Below are 20,153 nucleotides of genomic sequence, written 5' to 3'. Positions count from 1 at the left end.
GCCCATGTCGCTTTTCAAAATTGCCTCCGTGGCCGCCATCGCCCTGACTCTGGGCGCGTGCGCCAGCCTGTTCCAGCCCAATTACCGTACGCCGCTGGAAACCACCCGCGATGCATCGGAACAACTGAAACCGGGCTGTTCCAACCCGGATTGCCCGCTGGTGAACATCGACACTCTGCGCTTCCCGGCCGAACCTGCGCTGGACGGCATCATCGAAAAACGCCTGCTGCAAATGACCCGCACCGAGAAAAACGCCCCGGTGGCGCCGACCCTGGCGGCCTATCGTGAGCAGTTCCTGGCCAGTGCCGGCCCACGCAACAGCAGCTACCTGCAAGCGAAAGTACGCGAGCAGCATGACGGCTTGGTGATCATTGAAGTGTCGAGCTACCTCGACACTGGCGGCGCCCATGGCACTCCGGGTCGCGGTTTCATCAACTATTCGCGCCAGCAGCACAAAGTGCTGAACCTGTCCGACATGCTGATGCCGGGTCAGGAAGAGGCGTTCTGGAAAGCGGCGCAGGTCGCGCACAACAGCTGGTTGATCAGCACCAAGCTCGATCAGGAAGCGGACTTTGTGAAGAGCTGGCCGTTCGTGAAAACCCCGAACGTGGCGCTGACCTATGGCGGCGTGATCCTCAAGTACGACGTGAGCACCATTGCGCCTTACGCGCTGGGCCACGTCGAACTGAAGATTCCTTACCCGCGTCTGAACGGCATTCTCAAGCCCGAGCTGTTTCCCGGCCGTAACTGAAAGCCCGACCGAGCACTAGCTGCAACAGCCCTGCCAGCACCAGCGCCGGCAGGGTTGCGCCGACATCCGGATACAGATTTGCCAGCAAGTGGTAGGTGCTCACGCCACCCAGCCACGCCAACAACGCCGGCCAGCGCAATGCGGCCGACGCGACCTGAGCACTGCGCTTGCGCAGGATGAAGTGATCGACCAGCACCACACCAAACAGCGGTGCAAACACCGAGCCGATCAGCAGCAGGAAATTCTGGTACTGCGCCAACGGCGCCAGTAGTGCGATCAGCGTGCAGATCACGCCGATGGCCAAGGCCAGATGCTCGACTTTCAGGCGCAACAGAATCCCGCTGGACACCGCCGCCGAGTGAATATCGGCGAAGGCGTTTTCCGACTCATCGAGCAGAATCAGCAGCAGCGGAATGCCCAGACCGGCACCAGCCAGTGCGAGCAACAGCGCATTGACTTCACCGCTCGGCGCGAAGGCCAGTGTGTAGGCGACGCCGAGGCTCATCAGCCAGAAGTTGCCGATGAAGAAACCGACCGCAGTACCGCCGAAAACATTCTTCGCCCGCTTGCCGAAACGCGAGTAGTCGGCGATCAGCGGCAGCCACGACAGCGGCATCGCAATCGCAATGTCGAAGCCCACGGCAAACGGCATCGAACCGTCACCGGCGCGCGACCAAAGATCGGCCAGATCGGCTTTGGCAAACAGGTTCCAGGTCAGCCAGAGGCACGCCGCCAGCAACAGCCAGATGCCCCACTTGCGCAGGATCTGCCGGACGAAAGTCAGCGGTCCGCTAACGGCGAGCAACGTCGCCAACGCACCGAAAAACAGCGTCCACAACATCGGGTTCGACCACAGCGAAGCTTCACTGAACGCACGGGTGCCGAGCAGGCTGGCGGCATCGCGCATGACGATGATTTCGAACGAACCCCAACCGATCAGTTGCAGCAGATTAAGCAGCGCCGGCAGGCTCGCGCCTTTGCTGCCGAGGCTGAGTTTCAGCGCGGCCATCGACGACAGGCCGGTGTCACTGCCGATCACGCCGACAGCGGCCAGCAGCAGCACGCCCACCAGCGTGCCGAGGAAAATCGCCAGCAGCGAACCGGACAGGCCCAGGCCAGGCGCGAGCAATGCACCGGCCTGCAGGACCATCAGGCCGATGCCGAGGGAGAACCACAGGGAAAACAGATCACGACCGCCGAATACACGCTTGTCGGCGGGCACGGCGAGATCGGGAGAATAGGTGCTGGGTTGAATGCTCAAGGGTGTTATCTCGGAGGAGTATTTTTTTCATTGAAATCTCAGGTGTCTGTTCTGACGCCTTCGCGAGCAAGCTCGCTCCCACAGTTGAAATGCATTCCAATGTGGGAGCGAGCTTGCTCGCGAAGGGTCCATCACAGGCACCATCAATGTCAGGTCAGATCAAACCTTTTTGTACAGCTGACTGCCTTCCTTCTTGAACCGCTCGGCCTGTTCCGCCAGGCCTTGGGCGACGTCCACGTCGACCGCGTCGATCCGCTGGTTGGCCGCGTATTCGCGGACTTCCTGAGTGATCTTCATCGAGCAGAATTTCGGCCCGCACATCGAACAGAAGTGCGCGACCTTCGCCGAGTCCTTCGGCAAGGTTTCATCGTGGTACGAACGGGCGGTGTCCGGATCCAGACCGAGGTTGAACTGGTCTTCCCAACGGAATTCGAAACGCGCCTTGCTCAAGGCGTTGTCGCGAATCTGTGCGCCCGGATGCCCTTTGGCCAAGTCCGCCGCATGCGCGGCGATCTTGTAGGTGATGATCCCGGTCTTCACGTCATCCTTGTTCGGCAGGCCCAAGTGTTCCTTCGGCGTCACGTAGCAAAGCATCGCGCAACCGAACCAGCCGATCATCGCCGCACCGATACCGGAGGTGATGTGGTCGTAGCCCGGCGCGATGTCGGTGGTCAGCGGGCCGAGGGTGTAGAACGGCGCCTCGTCGCAGCACTCCAGCTGCTTGTCCATGTTTTCTTTGATCAACTGCATCGGCACGTGGCCCGGACCTTCGATCATGGTTTGCACGTCGTGCTTCCAGGCAATCTTGGTCAGTTCGCCGAGGGTTTCCAGTTCACCAAATTGGGCGGCATCGTTGGCGTCGGCAATCGACCCCGGACGCAAGCCATCACCCAGCGAGAAGCTGACGTCATAGGCTTTCATGATTTCGCAGATTTCTTCGAAATGCGTGTAGGCGAAGTTTTCCTTGTGATGCGCCAGGCACCACTTGGCCATGATCGAACCGCCACGGGACACGATACCGGTCACGCGTTTGGCGGTCAGCGGCACGTAACGCAGCAGCACGCCGGCGTGAATGGTGAAATAGTCGACGCCCTGCTCGGCCTGCTCGATCAGCGTGTCGCGGAACAGCTCCCAGGTCAGGTCTTCGGCCGCGCCGCCGACTTTTTCCAGCGCCTGATAGATCGGCACCGTGCCGATCGGCACTGGCGAGTTACGGATGATCCACTCGCGGGTTTCGTGAATGTGCTTGCCGGTGGACAAGTCCATGATGTTGTCCGCGCCCCAGCGAATACCCCAGGTCAGTTTCGCCACTTCTTCTTCGATGGACGAGCCCAGAGCACTGTTGCCGATGTTGCCGTTGATCTTCACCAGGAAGTTCCGGCCGATGATCATCGGTTCCAGTTCGGTGTGGTTGATGTTGGCCGGAATGATTGCGCGGCCACGGGCTATCTCTTCACGGACGAATTCAGGGGTGATGATTTTCGGCACGCTGGCGCCGAAGCTGTGGCCCGGGTGTTGCTGATCGAGCAGGCCGGCGGCGCGGGCCACCTCGAGCTTCATGTTTTCGCGGATGGCGACGAATTCCATCTCGGGCGTGATGATGCCCTGACGCGCATAGTGCATTTGCGTGACGTTGGCGCCAGCCTTGGCGCGGCGCGGGTTGTTGACGTGGGCAAAGCGCAGTTTGGTCAATTCCGGGTCGGCAAGGCGTTCGCGGCCGAAGTTGGAACTCAGGCCCGCCAGACGCTCGGTGTCGCCACGGTCGTCGATCCACGCCGAACGCACATCGGCCAGGCCTTTGCGCACGTCGATGACCACGTTCGGATCGGTGTACGGGCCCGAGGTGTCGTAGACGGTGACCGGCGCGTTGATTTCGCCGCCGAAGTCGGTCGGCGTCACATCGAGGGTGATTTCGCGCATCGGCACGAGGATGTCCGGGCGCGAGCCCTGAACGTAGACTTTTTGCGAACGGGTGAACGGCTTGACCGATTGCTCGTCGACCTTGGCCGAGTCACTCAGGTTGATCGCGTTTTTTGATTTTGTAGTCATCACGGGCTCTCCAGACAGCATCCAGGCAGTGGATTGTCGGAGCAGAACCTGAAAGGCACGGACGCACCAGGACCGGTGCTGTGCATCGTCGTCGAGCGTTCGATTGTCGAACAATTTCCCGGACGAAGCACAAGAGGACTCGCCGGGTGACGAGAAATCTTGTTCCCTACGCAGGCGCTAACCTGATCAGGTTCAACGGGATCCGAAATTATTCGATCTCAGCCTCATAGCAAGGCACCCCGACAAGAACCCGGCCAGTCTAGACACAACCGGCAAAGAACGCCAACACCGCAGCAAACACCATGATGAATGGCGCAAATACACAGGTTGGGCCGATTGTTGTGATCGGTTTGCGCAACTACACTCGCTTTGCCCCGCCACGCCTTGACGCTGCGGGGCCTGCGCCTTACCTTTGGCGTCCGGATTACTTCCATAATATTAATGCTAGGGATCGCCTCATGCTGCGCAAACTCTCACTGGCTCTGGCCGTGTCTTGTGCGTCCAACGCAATGGCCTGGGCAGCAGAAGCGCCCTTGTCGACCAAAACCGATCTGGTCAGCGTCTATCAGGAAGCGGTCGACAACAACGCCGATCTGGCCGCCGCCCGCGCCCAGTACGGTGCGCAGAAAGAAGTGGTGCCGCAGGCCCGCGCCGGGTTGCTGCCGAACCTGTCCGGCGGCGCCGAAACCGCCAACGTGCGTACCTCGATCGATCAGCCTTCGGCCATTGCCAATCGCAGCGCTCACTCGTATCAGGCGACCCTCGCCCAACCGTTGTTCCGCGCCGATCGCTGGTTCCAGTACCAGGCGGCCAAGGACGTCAACGAACAGGCTGCGCTGCAACTGTCGGCGACCGAGCAAAACCTGATCCTGCAATCGGCCGAAAGCTATTTCAACGTGCTGCGCAGTCAGGACAACCTGGCCTCGACCAAGGCTGAAGAAGCCGCGTTCAAGCGCCAGCTCGATCAGTCCAACGAGCGTTTCGACGTGGGCCTCTCGGACAAGACCGATGTGCTGCAATCGCAAGCCAGTTATGACACCGCGCGGGCCAACCGGATTGTCGCCCAGCGTCAGGTTGATGATGCCTTTGAAGCGCTGATCACCCTGACCAACCGCCAGTACAACTCGATTCAGGGCATCGTCCATACGTTGCCGATCCTGCCGCCAGCGCCGAACGATGCGAAATCCTGGGTCGACACGGCGGCGCGGCAGAACCTCAATCTGCTCGCCAGCAACTACGCGGTCAGCTCTGCCGAGCAAACGCTCAAGCAACGCAAGGCCGGCCACTTGCCGACCCTCGACGCGGTAGCGAAATACGAGAAAGGCGACAACGACGCCCTCGGTTTCGCCAACCCGAACTCGTTCGGTGCGCCCTACGGTGGCAACGTCGAACAAAGCACAGTCGGTCTGCAACTGAACATTCCGATCTACAGTGGCGGGCTGACCAGTTCGCAAGTGCGTCAGTCGTATGCGCAACTGGATCAAAGTGAACAACAGCGCGAATCCCTGCGTCGGCAAATCGTCGAAAACACTCGCAACCTGCATCGCGCGGTGAACACCGACGTCGAGCAGGTGCAGGCGCGTCGTCAGTCGATCATTTCCAACCAGAGTGCGGTGGAAGCCACGGAAATCGGTTATCAGGTCGGTACGCGCAACATCGTTGACGTGCTCGATGCGCAGCGTCAGCTGTACACCTCGGTGCGCAACTACAACAACACGCGCTACGACTACATCCTCGACAACCTGCGTCTGAAGCAGGCGGCGGGGACGCTGAATCCGGGTGACCTGGAAGATCTGCGGCGGTATCTAAAGGCTGACTACAACCCGGACAAGGATTTCCTCCCGCCGGATCTGGCCAAGGCTGCCGAGGCGCAGCTCAAGGCCCGGCCTTAGCCTTAAAAACAAAAGATCGCAGCCTTCGGCAGCGCCTACAGGAAACGTATTCCAAGGAGCTGCCGAAGACTGCGATCTTTTTGCTTACTTGATCAGTCTGCCCAAACCATCCAGCAAGCGCTGCAACGCACCCTGATTGCGCCGCATCACCGCCAGCCCAGCGTCGGCCATGCGCTGCGCATCACGCGGCAATTCGAACAAGCGCTGAACTTCCACCGCCAGCCCTTCGGCATCATCCACCTCCGCCAACGCCCCGGCTCCACGCAATTGCGCGGCGATATCGAGGAAGTTGAACAGGTGCGGGCCACTGATCACTGGCTTGGCCAAGGCTGCCGGCTCCAGCAGATTGTGCCCGCCGTTCGCCACCAGGCTGCCGCCAACGAACGCGCTGTCCGCCAAGGCATAGAGAAACAGCAACTCACCCATGGTGTCGCCGAGCAGTACGCTCGTCTGCGCATCGACATTGGCGCCGGTCGAGCGCCGCACTGTGGTAAAGCCTTCGCGCTGGCACAGTTCGAACACTGAATTGAAGCGTTCCGGGTGACGTGGCACCAGAATCAGCAACGCATCCGGGTGACTGGCCAACAGGCGACGATGGGCATTGAGCACCACTTCGTCCTCGCCTTCGTGAGTGCTCGCGGCGATCCACACCGGACGCTCCAGCGCCTGCCATTGGCCGCGCAGTTCGGCTGCGCGCTGCAGCAACTGCGGGTCGATGGTCAGGTCGAATTTGATCGAACCGGTGACCTCGACCGTTTCCGGGCGCGCACCCAGATCGCGGAAACGCTGGGCTTCGGCTTCGGTCTGGATTGCGAAGAAACTCATCTCGGCGAGCATCGGCGCGGTCAGCTTGCTGAAGCGGCCATAGCCGCGTGCCGAGCGCTCGGACAAGCGCCCATTGGCCAGCGCCACCGGGATTCCACGCTTGGCACACTGATGAATGTGGTTAGGCCACAGTTCGGTCTCCATGATCACCGCAAGCTTTGGCTGTACGCGATCAAGAAACCGCGCCGCCGCACACGGCAAGTCATACGGCAGATAGCAATGCTGGATGCGCGGCTCGTTAGCGAACAGCGCCTGAATCCGCTCCGAACCGGTCGGGGTCATGCAGGTCACGGTGATCGGCAGTTGTGGATAACGTTGCAGCAAAGCGCGAATCATCGGCGCGGCGGCAATGCTTTCGCCCACCGACACTGCGTGCACCCAGATGCCGCCGGGTTGCAGCGTCGGCATGCTGTAGGAGAAACGTTCGCCAATCCGTTTGGCATACGCCGGCGCCTTGCGCGCACGCAGCCATAGCCGAATCGCCACCAATGGCAGCCCCAGGTAAAACAGCGCGGTGTAGAGAGTTCTATTCATGGCGGCGGAGTTTATCGACTTTTGTCGCCGATCGCCCGCAAGTGCACGGCAAAACGTTCCGCCAGCCAGCGCGCGGCCGGGCCGAGCGGTTCGTCGCGGCGCCAGACCAGTTCAACCACCAGCGCCGGTGGCGTCCATTCGCTGTCCAGTTCAACCATCAAACCTTGATACGCCGAGTACTGCACCACATGACGCGGCAACCAGGCCCAGCCGAGATCGCGCACCAGCCATTCGGACATCACGTAGAAACTGTCCGCGCGCCACACCTGCGGGCTGGCCGGTTCGTTGCCGGGATAGACACTGGTTTGCGTCGACATCAGCAACTGCCGGTGCTGCGCCAGTTGCTGGCAGGTCACGTAAGACTGCTTCGCCAACGGATGATTGATCCCGCTGACCGTGACCATTTCGACGCTGCCGAGCACGCGGCGCTCCAATGCTTCGGGGATTTCATCGTGATAGAACAACAGGCCGAGGTCGGCACGGCGCTCCACCAGTTTGTGCGCAACCTCACCTTGAGCGGCGCTGGTCAGTTGCACTTCAAGGCTGGGAAACTGCTCGGCCAACTCGCCGAAACTCTCCACCAGTGCCTGATACGGCATCGCCTCATCCTGGGCTACGCGCAATTGGGCTTCCTGACCGCGCATCATCGCCATCGCCCGACCATTCAGACGCTCGCATTGGCGCAGGACTTCACGTGCCTCTTCCAACAGCGCTTCGCCCGCCTCGGTGAGCGTTGGCTGACGGCCGCTGCTACGCTCGAACAGGCTGACGCCCAAATCATCTTCGAGCATGGCAATCGCGGTACTGATCGCCGACTGCGCTTTGCGCTGCTGGCGTGACACGGCGGAAAACGAGCGGTGTTCGGCCACATCGACAAACACCCGAAGTTGATCGAGATTCCATTGCATGTTGATTCACCAACCTATCTCTGTAGCAGATAGGTAATGACTTTACCCCATCTGGCGAATCACTAGAATGCCGCCTCAGCAAGCAACGTTTCACATTGAGGATTTGAATCATGAACGCCTACGCCTACCTGGCCATTGCCATCTGCGCCGAAGTGATCGCCACCGTGTCGATGAAAGCCGTCAAAGGCTTCAGCACGCCGCTGCCACTGGTGCTGGTCATCGTCGGCTACGCGATTGCGTTCTGGATGCTGACGCTGGTGGTGCGTACCGTACCGGTCGGCGTTGCCTATGCGGTCTGGGCGGGAATGGGCATTGTGATGGTCAGCGTCGCGGCGCTGTTTATCTACGGTCAGAAACTGGATATTCCGGCGATGCTGGGGATGGCGTTGATCGTGCTGGGCGTGGTGGTGATTCAACTGTTCTCGAAAACCGCCGGCCACTAAAATCCAACCACAATCACTGTGGGAGCGAGCTTGCTCGCGAAGAGGTCGTGTCAGTCGACATCAGTGTTGTCTGACACACCGCTTTCGCGAGCAAGCTCGCTCCCACATTCGGTTTCGTATTTGGCCCTGTTGATCATCGACAAATCCGCCCCTTTCCCGAGTCTGTATACTGCGCCCTCGTCTTGAACACTGAGGTCGCTGCATGCCATCCGTTATTTCCACCGACGTTCTGATTGTCGGCGCTGGTGTCGCCGGCCTCTGGCTGAATGCGCGTCTGCGCCGTCAGGGGTTTTCGACCGTGCTGGTGGAAAGCGCCAGCCTCGGCGGCGGGCAGACGGTGAAGTCCCAAGGCATCATCCACGGCGGCGCCAAATACGCGCTGCACGGTGCCCTGACCGGCGCTTCGGAAGCCATCGCCGACATGCCGCGGCGCTGGCGTGAAGCGCTGGCCGGCAATGGCGAGCTGGATCTGTCCGGCGTGCGCTTGCTCTCCGAAGCCCATTACCTGTGGTCACCGGGCACCCTCGCCGGCAACCTCACCAGTTTCTTCGCCAGTAAAGCCGTGCGTGGCCGGGTCGATCAGGTCAAGGGCGAGCAACTGCCGCCGGCCCTGCAAGACAAGCGCTTCAAGGGCAAGGTTTACCGTCTCGCCGAACTCGTTGTTGACGTGCCGAGCCTGGTCCAGCGTCTCGCCGATCTGGCCGGCGATGGCCTGCTCGCCGGGCAAACCATTGAGCCGCTGCTGGAAGCGGGCGTGCTGGTCGGTTTGAAAGTCGACGGCCGCGAGATCCGCGCGCAACGCATTGTCCTCAGTGCCGGTGCCGGCACGGCTCAACTGCTCGAAGACCTCGGCTTGAGCCAGCCGGCCATGCAACGCCGCCCACTGCACATGATCATTGCCAAAGGCCCGGGCCTGAAACCGCTGTACGCGCACTGCCTGGGTGGCGGCACCAAACCGCGCATCACCGTGACCACACATCCGGCCGCTGACGGCCAGTGGGTCTGGTACATGGGCGGCGACATCGCCGAGAGCGAAGGTGTGCATCGCGAGCCCACCGAGCAGATCGCCACCGCGCAGAAAGAAATCGCCCAGTTGTTGCCGTGGATCGACCTCAGCACCACGCAATGGGCGACCCTGCGGGTTGACCGTGCCGAGCCGCTGCAAACCGGGCTGACGCGCCCGGACAACGCCTTCCTTGCCGAACAGGGCCGCTTGCTGGTCGGCTGGCCGACCAAACTGGCGCTGGCGCCGGACTTCGCTGATCGCGTGATCGCGTCTCTTGAGCGCGACGGCATCCAGCCACAAGCCACCGAACCATTGCCGGCCCTGCCGAAACCACCGATGGGCGTTCCCGCCTGGGAGCAATTGCTGCCATGAGCCTTGCGACTCTGCACGACTTCCACCGCCCACTGGGCAGCACCGGCCTGACGGTTTCGCCACTGGGCCTGGGCACGGTCAAACTTGGCCGCGATCAAGGGGTGAAATACCCCAACGGTTTCCAGATTCCCGGTGATGACGAAGCGCGGATGCTGCTGCGTCAGGCGCGGGAATTGGGCATCAACCTGATCGACACCGCCCCGGCCTACGGTTGCAGCGAAGAACGCCTCGGCCCGCTGCTACGCGGCCAGCGTCAAGACTGGGTAATCGTCAGCAAAGTCGGCGAAGAGTTTACCGATGGCCTTTCGCGCCACGACTTCAGCGCGGCGCACACGCGGATGTCGGTGGAACGCAGCCTGCAACGTCTTGAAACCGATTTTATCGACCTGGTGCTGGTGCATTCCGACGGCAACGACATGGCGATCCTCGAGCACCAGGAGGTTTACGCGACACTCGCCGCACTCAAGGCCGAAGGCAAGATTCGCGGCTTCGGCTTCTCCGGCAAAACCGTCGAAGGTGGCCTCAAGGCACTGGAGCAAGGCGACTGCGCGATGGTCACCTACAATCTGAACGAACAAAGCGAGAAGGCGGTCATTGACTATGCTGCTGCCCACGGCAAAGCCATTCTGGTAAAAAAAGCCTTGGCCAGCGGTCATGTTTGCCTGAGTCCGGGCGTGGATCCGGTACGCGCCAGCTTCGAACTGCTATTCGCGCAACCTGGAGTGGCCAGTGCTATTGTCGGGACGATCAATCCGCTGCACCTCGCCCACAACGTAGCGACCGTTGCCCAAGTCCTTCGTGGTCACTGACGCCGCTTCGCGGCCTTAAGCAGGAGCCGATATGCCGCGCACGCTCATCCGAAAGAACCCGAGCAACTTCAAGACCCTGCCGCTGTTTGTCGAAGCAACCCCCGAAGGCCTGACCTATCAGAGCGTCGGCATGCCGCTGAACTTCACGCAGACCTTGCAGCGGCGCAAACCGGTGAGCGTGGCCGATGCCGAGCGCTTCTCGCTGGAACTGGCCAACCTCGGCGTTTCGGTACGCCTGACCCTGCATTGGCAGAATCGCGACTATTGGGTGCTGGTGCGCCAGCGCCGTCAGGATCGTGGCGATGTCGTGCTCAAATTGATTTCCGGTTACGTGCCGGCGCATGAACTGAATATTCCGCTACACACGGCCATTCAGGAAATTGCCGAAGAGTGTTTGCTGGAAACACCGGAAGGCTGGCTCGGCGGACGTTTCAACGACACCTGGCTGCCGGCGCCCTACTCCGCTGCACTGCATTATCGCGAAGCGCTGCCGTTTCGCCTGACCCCGCTGTCCGGCTCAGCGCGACCGATACGTAGCGCCAATCTGCAATTGCTCGAACGCCCACGGGCCTACGTGCATCTGCCGACCGCATCGCTGCAATTGATCTACGACTTGCGTCTGGATGTGCCCAAGGAAGCCAAGTCCCTGAGCCTGTTCCACGTCGACGAACGCCTGGAGGGTGATCAACTGGTGGCCCGACTCGACCGCAAACGGCCCGACCTGTACTTGATGCCCCTCAAGGACGGCGCGCCATTGGCAGAGTTGTACACGCTCAAGCGCGACAAACTGGTACCGGCGAGCACCCGGGGTCTTTATCTGGCCGAGAGTTTTGCCACACAAACCGGCTGGGTTGTGCGCGAAGAGCGGATTCGCTGGAAGGACTGGTTGGTGCAGCAGGGCCTGCAACCGGCGAAAGCCCCGCGTCAGGGACTCAAGCAACTGAGTATCAAGGCGCTGCGACTGGTCGGTCTGGGCAAGAAAACCGGTAAATAACGGTTTAGCGGCGACGGTCCCACCAGGTGCGCAACCCGGCGAAGAAATGAAAGTAGCGGTTTTCGCGCTTGCCCATGCCACGCTTGGGCGAGAACGATTCTTCGGCAAATGCACCGGTAATGCGCACCCGCGATGCCTGCGTCGGCAGCGTGCAGATTTTGGCATCGACCTGCTGCAGGGCATATTTAAGCAAGCGTTCGGAATGCAGCTTTCGGCCTGTTGCCTTGCAGAAATCGAAAATACATTCGATGCGCTTGCCGTACGCGACATACGTGTCGCGCCCGCACACGGCAAAACGGTCGTTCAAACCGCCCCACCATTGCCAGTCAGGAATATAAGCGTTGTGCTTGCGAGCCTCGGGGTGAGCGAAGACATAGGCAGGCAATGCGCTGTGAAAGAAATTGTCCGGGCGCACGAACACAACGAAATCCGGATTGAACGGCTCGATCATGCTGGTCACGGTATGCAATGAGTTGAGCTGAAAGATCAAATTGCGCAATGACGCAAAGTCATCTGCCCAGGTATCGCCCTGTGCTTTGACCTGTTCGAAATCCCAGCGCTCCAGCACGCCCTCGGTCGAGGTGAGTGTGCCGGTCATCGATTCGAATGGCTGGTAGTTGTCCGCCTTCAGTTCGCCTTTCTCACCGGATCGCGAGTTCTGCACCTCATCGATCTTGTACAGATGGTAGAAGCACTTTACGTCGCTGCCTGCAGGCAACTGCGCCAGCACATTCTGCTCGATGGAGGGGAAACAGATCGGCGAATTTCTCGGGATCCCGAAAAAAGCCACGGCAATTTTCAACACTCAACAGCACCTTTTGAAAGTAGTTCGGGCCTGCTGGCAACCGGATAGACGATATCGCTTACTTTGGCCGAAACAGCTTTTGCCACCAGCGACGGGTTTGCAGCGGCACCACAATGATGTCCGACTTCTGCAGCCAGTCACGCTCATAGTCCCAGGCATGGCCGCCCCACAGTTTTCCTGCTTCGTTGGAAAAGCCCAGGGTCATGAGCTGATAGGTATAACCGGCATGAGCGCGCAACCAGTCAAACAGCACCAGCGTGTTGAAACCGGTAGAAGGCCCAACGTAGCGCTTGCCGCCCGGGCGGTCGACCGGGTAGTTCCACAGTGGCGGCAGTGGAATGCGATCCCAGTACATGGCCACGCGTGGCAGTGGACACATCGGTGCGGCGCAGCCCACCAGCATGCTGAAACAACGTTCGCTCGCCTGTTCGAACATCTGCTGTACCGGCGGCGCGTAAGGCAGACCAAAAAAATACGCGTCCGGCGCGTTGTAGCCATGCACAAAGACATTGACGCTCTGCTTGTTGAGCAGCGCCGCTTTGATGCAGGTATTGAAGCTGACGACGACGTCATCGACGCCAATGTTCAACGCCTGAAAGTCCGCCGCGGTGATGGCCGGGTTGTTGGCAATCAGCACCACCCGAGGCGCACGGCTCAGACAGTCGAGAAGTTCTGTCGGTAACGCCCCCGGTACGGACTGATCACCACCGGGCAGCGCATCCAGCGCCATGTGTTCGTCCTTCATTCAGACCGGCACCTTCATCCCGTAACGCAACTTCACCCAGAATCGCGTGAACGCCGAGGGCGGCTGCCATGGGCGCATCTCACGCTGGATTTCCGTGGCCAGTGCCTGACCGACACGGGCAAAGGAATAGCAGCTTTGCGCGAACTCCTGGCCGTTGCGGGCAATGCGCTCTGCCAGTTCCGGATCGCTTTGCAGCAGCTTGATCTTTTCCACCGCCTCGTCTGCGCTGCGATAGAACACGGTGTTGTGCATGTCTTCAAAGCCGAGCAAGCGGTCTTCTTCGCCCTGACTCCAGGCCAGCAGCACACAGCCGCAGGCCATGGCCTCATAGTTCTTGATCATGAACTCGTTCATGCCGATGTCGGCGCTGACGAAAATCCTGATGCGATTGAGCGTCTGCAAGTATTCCGCACCCGACTTGGTACGGGTCACCAGCATCCCGGTTCGCTGCGAGAGCGACTCGAGCATGGCTTTGCGCTCGGCATATTCGGTGCTTTTCAAGCTGCCAAGAAAACCGATGGGAATGTCCCGCTCGACGCCGGTGTTGTGCAGCATCTGCTCGTCATAACCTTTGGAGACAAACACCGTATCGATGCCTTCAGCGAGCATCTTGCGCGCGACCACGGCACCGGACACCAGCGCCCGGCAACTCGGCAGACGACGGTAGAGCCGTGAATACGCGCCGCGGTATTTACTCGCTGGCATGTAGTTCTGGTAGGCGTCGTGTTCGAGGAAGACCAGCCCGGGGATGCATTTGAGCACCTGCAGTTGCGTGGCCAGGCGTTTGACCCGGGAGAAAATCACCACGCGATCGAAGGTCTGGTAATCGACCGAGGCCAGAAACGACCCCAGATTCAACTGCTGTTTTTTGCTCAAACGATAGATGAAACACTCATCACAGTTCTGCTGCACGATGTCGTAGAGCCGGTCGAGAATGACCCGCTGCTCGTCCATCACCAGGAGCATGACTTTCATAGGTTAATTGACCACGCGACGTAGGCAGGCAAGCGCATCGGATTCAAAGCTGCCTACATCAACGGAAACGGTAAAATCCCCAAGGCAAAATCCGTTCACACGCAGTACACAACGGTAAAAGTTCATCTGATCAACGACTGCGGATCTTCTCGACAATCGCAGTTGTCGAGCTGTTTTCCACAAGCCCCAAGACCTTCACGGTGCCGCCATAAGCCGTGACGATATCTGCGCCGACCACCTGATCGATGCCGTAATCGCCGCCCTTGACCAGCACGTCCGGCTTGACCTCGCGCAGCAGGTTTTCCGGGGTGCCCTCAGGGAAACTGATCACCCAGTCCACCGCGCCGAGGCCGGCGAGAACGGCCATGCGCCGGTCGACGCTGTTGATCGGACGGCCCGGGCCTTTAAGACGGCTTACCGAAGCATCATCGTTGACTGCGACAATCAGGCGGTCGCCCTGTGCCCGCGCCTGTTCCAGGTAGGTCACATGCCCGGCATGCAGAATGTCGAAGCAGCCGTTGGTGAATACAATCTTCTCGTTGTGCGCGCGAGCATCGGCCACGGCGAGCAACAATTGCTCCAGCCCCAGAACACCACGCTCGGAACCTTCTTCACGCTGGATGGCGCGACGCAGTTCCGGGGCACTGATGGCGGCTGTACCGAGTTTGCCAACCACGATGCCTGCTGCCAGGTTGGCCAGCGCAACGGCGTGGGGCAGGTCTTCACCGGCGGCAATCGCTGCGGCCAGGGTAGAGATCACGGTGTCACCGGCACCGGTGACGTCGAACACTTCACGGGCACGGGCCGGCAGGTGCAGCGCCGGTTGGTCCGGGCGCAGCAGGGTCATGCCGTGCTCGCCACGCGTTACCAGCAGCGCGCCGAGTTCGAGGTCGTGCATCAACGTCGCACCCTTGCTGACGAGTTCGTGCTCATCGACGCAACCGCCGACGATGGCTTCGAATTCGCTGAGGTTCGGCGTGATCAGGCTGGCGCCACGATAGATCGAAAAATCCTTGCCTTTAGGGTCAGCCAGCACCGGAATGTTCTTCGCGCGGGCAGCCTGGATCAACGCCTGATGGTTTTTCAGGGCGCCTTTGCCGTAATCGGATAGCACCAGCACCTTGATGCCTTCGAGCAGGTCGTCGACCTGCGAACCGAGGGCCAGGGCGTCCGTGGCGAACGGCTCTTCAAAGTCGATACGCAGCAGTTGCTGGTGCCGGCTCATGACCCGCAGCTTGACGATGGTTGGCTGGTGCGCGATGCGCTGGAACAGAGCGCGCACGCCCGCGCCTTTGAGACTGTTGCTCAGGCTGTCGGCGGCTTCGTCGTCGCCGGTCACACCGACCAGCGACGCCGGCGCACCCAGCGCGGCAATGTTCAAGGCAACGTTCGCGGCACCGCCCGGACGATCTTCGATCTGCTCGACCTTAACGACCGGCACCGGCGCCTCAGGGGAAATCCGTGAGGTTCCGCCATGCCAGTAACGGTCGAGCATGACATCGCCGACTACCAAGACCGGGGCTTGATCGAAACGCGGCATGGACAACTTCATGGAGCAACCCACATACAAAATGAACAGGGGCGCGATATTAACACAGGGTAAAGCGCCGTCCGCCTCAATCTGAAAGGTCGCGCACCCAGAACAATTCATGACGCCGGACCGCTTTGCGGAAAAACTCGTTACTGCCTGTTTCAGGCCAGCGACGGCCAGCCAGCCCCTGCTGGATCCAGCGGCGCAATTGCCGCTTGAACACCTGCCCGCCCTGCAAATCATGCTCCATGGCCAGCGCCATGGCTTTGTCCAGCTGCACGTCCGCTGACAACAGCGGGCTCCACAGCCGGTCGGCCGGCAGCGGTTCGATGGCGGGCGGCAATGCGATACCGGCACCGGCAGGGCCCATCGGCCAGCGATCGTTGTCGTGCAGGTGATTGGCGTACATCAGTAGGGTTGCAGGCTTCCAGTTGCTCAGCTCGATAGCCTCAAGCAGCGCTTGAGTGGAGGCCACGTGATCGCTATGGGGATCAAGTTCAGGATGCGGTGTGACGACCACTTCCGGACGAAAGTGCTCAATCAGTGCCGTCAGGTCGCCCAGCAGATTTTGCCAGCTCGGTTGCCCATCGACATCGGCAGGAAGGGCCAATGGATTGTGCTGGCGTACACTGCGCACGTCGCTGTCCTGCGACTCACGGGAACCGAATGCCCGGGCAGGCTCTGCGGCCATCGAGGGCAGTTGCAGGCAGTAATAACCCAATTGCACGCAGCGCTCGGCAGGCACACCTCCCCACAGCGGGATCACCAGACTGTCCCAACTGCGCAAACGCCCCTTCAAGCGTGCGGCTGCGGCTTGATCAAGGCCCAGACGCTGCAAGTCTTCAGCCTCGATCTCGCCTTGGGTCAAGGTGACGATGCTGACCTCTTCGCACCGGCTGTACAGGCCAAAGGCAGCGAGTTCGGCATCATCTGCATGGGGAGCGATGACCATCACCCGCTGGCGGCTGTAGTCAGGGTTGGCCATGACCCACAGCACCCCCGTCGCCGCTGGCGTGCAATATCGACCACGCAGTGCCAGAGCACCTTGCGTCAACGCATTGCCCTGCCCGGACAGATTAATGAAACGCCGGCCCCTGACGCCACGCTCGAGGTCCTGGCGATCATCGCCCACCTCAACGTGGGGATCGAACCAACGACCCAGCCAAGTGGACCTCACTTCAAGCTCGAGCACCAGCGTCTCGCCCTGCGCCAGCGGCTCGCTCAGGCGTACTATGCCGCCCTCAAGGCTCACGGTCTGCCGCGCGGTTTGCGCCGGGAAGTTGTATTGATAGTCGTCGCCAGGCCGGTAGAACAAATGATCGGCGAACCAGGCCTCGTGAGCGACCCAGGCCAGCACCAGCAACAGCGGCACCAGCCACCAGGCAATCAGCACGCCAATCAGCAACAGCGCCAGCACAAAGGCGATCAGGAACAGACGCTTGTTGCGTCGATGGGCTTTGAGCAGCTGTTGCTTGCGAGCACTCATGAATTCAGACCTTGTAGACCGGCACCGTGTGGCACCAGCGATCCTTGTACTCACGGTCGGCACGACCGAATGAATAGCGCAGAGGCTTGCCCAGCGCTTGCGCGTGCGCCCAGGCCTCTTGGGTGTTGACGAAACTCAGCACACTGCCGGGACTGAACTCGCGGCTCTGCGGGTCGACGCCACCGTTGATGTACTCCAGCGAAACCCATTGCGGGGCCTCGACGCGGTATAGCACCTGAATGGCCACCGGTGCCGAATCGAGCATCGCCACGGAACCGGTCATGAACTCGCGCAGCAAGGTAAAGACCTCAACCAGCCCGGCCTTGCCCGGCACCTCGAAGCCCCAGCGGCGCTGAAACAGATCGCCGTACGCGGCGGCCTGTTCCTGTGGCGTGAAGTCGGACATCGGCACCAGCGATCCGCCCGCCTCTTCCAGCAGACGCTGCTCGCGACGCTGGTTGTAGCGGAACTTCTTCGAATATTCTTCTGGCAGCCGGGCCAGAGCCAGGCCTTCGGGCTGTGGCGTCAACGTGCTGATCTGCTCGGCATTGAGCTGGGATACATAAGCCATGCGCTGGCGCACGGGGACGACGACTTCGGCAGCAATCGGCAGGATGATTTCCGCATTGCCCATGTCCAGCAAGCCACGCTTGCCCTCACGCTTGAGCACTTCCTTGGACAAGGCGACATGACGCCCCCAGCAAGGAATGGCCGCCACGACATCACCGTCAACGATCCAGCCCAGATAACGCAGTTCGATACCTACGAACGTCGACAGTCGTTCGACCACGTCAGGATGCGTTGCGAAGCTGCCACCGAAACGCTGCCAGGCCCGAGCATAGGCAACCTGGTCGATTTCGGTCCAGCCACGTTCACGAAAGCTGCGAAACACCGTCAGCATACGTTGGTCGCGTGGGCCGGCAGAGGCTCGTCCCCCTCTTCAAACTCTTTGGCGTGCAGACGGGAGTAATAGCCGTTCTGCTCCAGCAGCTGCGAGTGGGTGCCGCGCTCGACAATCCGGCCTTCATCCATGACCAGAATCAGGTCGGCTTTCTCGATAGTGCTCAAGCGGTGGGCGATCACCAGGGTCGTGCGGTTCTGCACCACATGATCCAGTGCCGCCTGAATGTGCCGCTCCGATTCGGTATCGAGGGCCGAAGTGGCCTCGTCGAGAATCAGCAGCGGAGCATCCTTGAGCAGGGCCCGGGCGATAGCAATGCGCTGGCGTTGACCGCCGGAGAGCAATACGCCGTTTTCGCCGACCAGGGTTTCGTAGCCTTGTGGCATCTTGGCGATGAACTCGTCGGCATAGGCCTCGCTGGCGGCTCGCTTGACCTCATCGAACGGCGCGCCGGCCAGATCGCCGTAAGCGATGTTGTTGGTCACCGTATCGTTGAACAGCGTGACCTGCTGGGTCACCAGAGCGATCTGGCGACGCAGGCTGTGCAAGGTAAAGTCCTGCACACGGACGCCATCGAGCAGAATCTCGCCCTGCTCATGCTGATAGAAGCGCGGAATAAGACCGGCAAGCGTCGACTTGCCACTGCCCGAGCGTCCGACCAGCGCAACCATTTGTCCGGGTTCGACCACAAAACTGATGTCGTCGAGCACCTGTTTGTCGGTGTCCGGGTACTGAAAGCTGAGGTTACGCACTTCCAGGCGGCCCTCAAGGCGATCATGCTCGACCGTGCCCTGATCCACTTCAGCCGGCTCATCCAGTTGCTCGAAAATACTTTCGGCACCGGCCACACCCTTCTGGATGGTCGAGCTGACCTCCGAGAGCTGACGAATAGGTTTTGGCAACAAACCGGCCATGGTGATGTAGGCAACCAGATCACCCGGAGACGCATCGCCGCGAAGGTAGAGCACCAGGAACATGACCACGGCCATGGCACTGTAGGTCACCAGTTGCAGCATCGGCGTGTAGACCGCACCGGTCTTGGTCATCGTCAGTTGCTTGTCAGTGTTGCTCTGGCTGGCCTCGCGAAAACGCGTCTTTTCATAGTGCTCGCCACCGAAGCTGCGTACGACGCGGTAACCATGAATGGTCTCGGAGGCGACGTGCGTGACGTTGCCCATCGACACCTGGATCTTTTTGCTTTGTTTGCGGAATTTGCGGCTGGTGCTGTTCACCATGATGCCGATCACCGGGAGGATGGCCACCATCACCAGTGTGAGTTTCCAGTTCATCCACAACAGGGTGCAGAACAGGAAAATCACGGTCATGCCTTCACGAATGACTACCTTGATCGCGTCTGTCGCCGCGCCGGTGACCATCGTCACGTTGAAGGTGATCCGCGAAATCAGGTGGCCCGAGTTGTTTTTGTCAAAGAACCGGTTGGGCAACTCCAGTAACTTGTTGAACAGCACGACCCGCAGATCGTGCACCAGCCCCAGGGAAACCCGGGCCAGGAAGAAGTTGCCAAGGTACGAACCCACGCCCTGTAACAGCGCAATGAGGACAATCATCAGCGGCACGGTTTCGAGCAGCTGCAATTTGCCCAGATAAGGGTTGCCCGGGAACAGGCTGGCCTCAGGATTGGCCAGACCGTCGACAAAGTACTTGAGGATGTAAGCGAGCATCGGTTGAGTCGATGCGAAGATCAGAAACCCGACGATGCTGAGAAGGAAGAGACCGGCATAAGGCCGCACGTAAGCCAAAAGGCGGAAATAGATCGCCAGCGTTGACTGGGCTTTCGGTTCAGGACTGCTCATGGTGATCCGCACAATTCAGTGAGGCGGGGATGATATCACACGCGTTTTTCCC

Annotated in this window: 17 protein-coding genes and 1 riboswitch; of the genes, 6 read left to right on the top strand and 11 right to left on the bottom strand. The window is 60.5% G+C overall.

The genetic code is table 11. The features are described from left to right. Positions 1-4: 4 nt before the first annotated feature. A complete protein-coding gene (locus HUW52_RS03635; RefSeq protein WP_016985683.1) occupies positions 5-751 on the top strand; it encodes an RsiV family protein in 747 nt (248 codons plus the stop codon). Here HUW52_RS03635 and cytX read toward each other — a convergent pair. Further along, positions 720-2,012 (bottom strand): putative hydroxymethylpyrimidine transporter CytX, encoded by a 1,293-nt coding sequence (gene cytX / locus HUW52_RS03630; protein ID WP_175552999.1) that lies wholly within the window; start codon positions 2,010-2,012, stop codon positions 720-722. The two genes, HUW52_RS03635 and cytX, sit on opposite strands and share 32 nt — an antisense overlap. 159 nt (positions 2,013-2,171) lie before the next feature. Beyond that, positions 2,172-4,061, bottom strand: coding sequence for a phosphomethylpyrimidine synthase ThiC (thiC, locus tag HUW52_RS03625; RefSeq protein WP_007915736.1), 1,890 nt, complete (start codon positions 4,059-4,061; stop codon positions 2,172-2,174). 146 nt (positions 4,062-4,207) lie between these two features. Continuing rightward, a riboswitch (TPP riboswitch) is annotated at positions 4,208-4,313 on the bottom strand. 206 nt (positions 4,314-4,519) lie between these two features. Between thiC and HUW52_RS03620 the strand changes: the two genes are divergently transcribed. Beyond that, the gene (locus tag HUW52_RS03620) at positions 4,520-5,953 is read left to right on the top strand and encodes a TolC family outer membrane protein (protein WP_016985680.1); all 1,434 of its coding nucleotides are present in this window, start codon (positions 4,520-4,522) and stop codon (positions 5,951-5,953) included. An 84-nt stretch (positions 5,954-6,037) separates the two neighbouring features. On the opposite strand, the gene waaA is transcribed toward HUW52_RS03620, so the two are convergent. Both waaA and HUW52_RS03610 read right to left on the bottom strand, forming a co-directional pair. After that, positions 6,038-7,312, bottom strand: a complete 1,275-nt coding sequence (gene waaA, locus HUW52_RS03615; protein WP_175552998.1) for a lipid IV(A) 3-deoxy-D-manno-octulosonic acid transferase — start codon at positions 7,310-7,312, stop codon at positions 6,038-6,040. Between the two features lie 11 nt (positions 7,313-7,323). Continuing rightward, positions 7,324-8,220, bottom strand: a complete 897-nt coding sequence (locus HUW52_RS03610) for a LysR family transcriptional regulator (protein ID WP_175552997.1) — start codon at positions 8,218-8,220, stop codon at positions 7,324-7,326. Positions 8,221-8,330: 110 nt separating this feature from the next. Between HUW52_RS03610 and HUW52_RS03605 the strand changes: the two genes are divergently transcribed. From HUW52_RS03605 to HUW52_RS03590, 4 genes are all read left to right on the top strand, one after another. After that, entirely contained in the window at positions 8,331-8,663 is a 333-nt protein-coding gene (locus HUW52_RS03605; protein ID WP_016985677.1) for a multidrug efflux SMR transporter, read from the top strand. A gap of 202 nt (positions 8,664-8,865) precedes the next feature. Beyond that, positions 8,866-10,041, top strand: coding sequence for an FAD-binding oxidoreductase (locus tag HUW52_RS03600; protein WP_175552996.1), 1,176 nt, complete (start codon positions 8,866-8,868; stop codon positions 10,039-10,041). After that, positions 10,038-10,850: an aldo/keto reductase gene (locus HUW52_RS03595; RefSeq protein WP_175552995.1), complete on the top strand. Its 813-nt coding sequence runs from the start codon at positions 10,038-10,040 to the stop codon at positions 10,848-10,850. Before HUW52_RS03600 ends, HUW52_RS03595 begins: the two co-directional genes overlap by 4 nt. A 31-nt stretch (positions 10,851-10,881) precedes the next feature. Next, positions 10,882-11,844 carry a metal ABC transporter ATPase gene (locus HUW52_RS03590; protein ID WP_175552994.1) on the top strand — a complete coding sequence of 321 codons (963 nt, stop codon included), beginning with the start codon at positions 10,882-10,884 and terminating at the stop codon, positions 11,842-11,844. A 4-nt stretch (positions 11,845-11,848) separates the two neighbouring features. On the opposite strand, the gene HUW52_RS03585 is transcribed toward HUW52_RS03590, so the two are convergent. From HUW52_RS03585 to msbA, 7 genes are all read right to left on the bottom strand, one after another. Further along, positions 11,849-12,649 (bottom strand): hypothetical protein, encoded by an 801-nt coding sequence (locus tag HUW52_RS03585; RefSeq protein ID WP_093430142.1) that lies wholly within the window; start codon positions 12,647-12,649, stop codon positions 11,849-11,851. Between the two features lie 58 nt (positions 12,650-12,707). Then, positions 12,708-13,394, bottom strand: coding sequence for a hypothetical protein (locus tag HUW52_RS03580; protein WP_093430141.1), 687 nt, complete (start codon positions 13,392-13,394; stop codon positions 12,708-12,710). Further along, positions 13,395-14,369 (bottom strand): glycosyltransferase, encoded by a 975-nt coding sequence (locus HUW52_RS03575; RefSeq protein ID WP_175552993.1) that lies wholly within the window; start codon positions 14,367-14,369, stop codon positions 13,395-13,397. A 130-nt stretch (positions 14,370-14,499) separates the two neighbouring features. After that, positions 14,500-15,921, bottom strand: a complete 1,422-nt coding sequence (gene hldE / locus HUW52_RS03570) for a bifunctional D-glycero-beta-D-manno-heptose-7-phosphate kinase/D-glycero-beta-D-manno-heptose 1-phosphate adenylyltransferase HldE (RefSeq protein WP_016985671.1) — start codon at positions 15,919-15,921, stop codon at positions 14,500-14,502. Positions 15,922-15,985: 64 nt separating this feature from the next. Next, complete coding sequence (locus HUW52_RS03565) at positions 15,986-17,386, bottom strand: PIG-L deacetylase family protein (RefSeq protein WP_175552992.1); 1,401 nt, start codon at positions 17,384-17,386, stop codon at positions 15,986-15,988. 4 nt (positions 17,387-17,390) lie between these two features. Continuing rightward, positions 17,391-18,287, bottom strand: a complete 897-nt coding sequence (locus HUW52_RS03560; RefSeq protein WP_175552991.1) for a GNAT family N-acetyltransferase — start codon at positions 18,285-18,287, stop codon at positions 17,391-17,393. After that, positions 18,281-20,101, bottom strand: coding sequence for a lipid A export permease/ATP-binding protein MsbA (gene msbA, locus HUW52_RS03555; RefSeq protein ID WP_016985668.1), 1,821 nt, complete (start codon positions 20,099-20,101; stop codon positions 18,281-18,283). Before msbA ends, HUW52_RS03560 begins: the two co-directional genes overlap by 7 nt. Positions 20,102-20,153: the final 52 nt, after the last annotated feature.

Origin of the sequence: Pseudomonas sp. 43A, from assembly GCF_013363935.1 — a bacterium.
Classification (GTDB): domain Bacteria; phylum Pseudomonadota; class Gammaproteobacteria; order Pseudomonadales; family Pseudomonadaceae; genus Aquipseudomonas; species Aquipseudomonas crudilactis.
Note: the sequence above shows the minus strand (reverse complement) of the source record. Positions and strands in the feature narration are given on the sequence as shown.

What these genes read in the sequence shown, in the direction of transcription:
- HUW52_RS03635 (WP_016985683.1), top strand. Translation starts at nt 5, where the DNA reads ATGTCGCTTTTCAAAATTGCCTCCGTGGCCGCCATCGCCCTGACTCTG.
- thiC (WP_007915736.1), bottom strand. Translation starts at nt 4,061, where the DNA reads ATGACTACAAAATCAAAAAACGCGATCAACCTGAGTGACTCGGCCAAG.
- HUW52_RS03620 (WP_016985680.1), top strand. Translation starts at nt 4,520, where the DNA reads ATGCTGCGCAAACTCTCACTGGCTCTGGCCGTGTCTTGTGCGTCCAAC.
- waaA (WP_175552998.1), bottom strand. Translation starts at nt 7,312, where the DNA reads ATGAATAGAACTCTCTACACCGCGCTGTTTTACCTGGGGCTGCCATTG.
- HUW52_RS03610 (WP_175552997.1), bottom strand. Translation starts at nt 8,220, where the DNA reads ATGCAATGGAATCTCGATCAACTTCGGGTGTTTGTCGATGTGGCCGAA.
- HUW52_RS03605 (WP_016985677.1), top strand. Translation starts at nt 8,331, where the DNA reads ATGAACGCCTACGCCTACCTGGCCATTGCCATCTGCGCCGAAGTGATC.
- HUW52_RS03600 (WP_175552996.1), top strand. Translation starts at nt 8,866, where the DNA reads ATGCCATCCGTTATTTCCACCGACGTTCTGATTGTCGGCGCTGGTGTC.
- HUW52_RS03595 (WP_175552995.1), top strand. Translation starts at nt 10,038, where the DNA reads ATGAGCCTTGCGACTCTGCACGACTTCCACCGCCCACTGGGCAGCACC.
- HUW52_RS03590 (WP_175552994.1), top strand. Translation starts at nt 10,882, where the DNA reads ATGCCGCGCACGCTCATCCGAAAGAACCCGAGCAACTTCAAGACCCTG.
- HUW52_RS03580 (WP_093430141.1), bottom strand. Translation starts at nt 13,394, where the DNA reads ATGAAGGACGAACACATGGCGCTGGATGCGCTGCCCGGTGGTGATCAG.
- HUW52_RS03575 (WP_175552993.1), bottom strand. Translation starts at nt 14,369, where the DNA reads ATGAAAGTCATGCTCCTGGTGATGGACGAGCAGCGGGTCATTCTCGAC.
- hldE (WP_016985671.1), bottom strand. Translation starts at nt 15,921, where the DNA reads ATGAAGTTGTCCATGCCGCGTTTCGATCAAGCCCCGGTCTTGGTAGTC.
- HUW52_RS03565 (WP_175552992.1), bottom strand. Translation starts at nt 17,386, where the DNA reads ATGAGTGCTCGCAAGCAACAGCTGCTCAAAGCCCATCGACGCAACAAG.
- HUW52_RS03560 (WP_175552991.1), bottom strand. Translation starts at nt 18,287, where the DNA reads ATGCTGACGGTGTTTCGCAGCTTTCGTGAACGTGGCTGGACCGAAATC.
- msbA (WP_016985668.1), bottom strand. Translation starts at nt 20,101, where the DNA reads ATGAGCAGTCCTGAACCGAAAGCCCAGTCAACGCTGGCGATCTATTTC.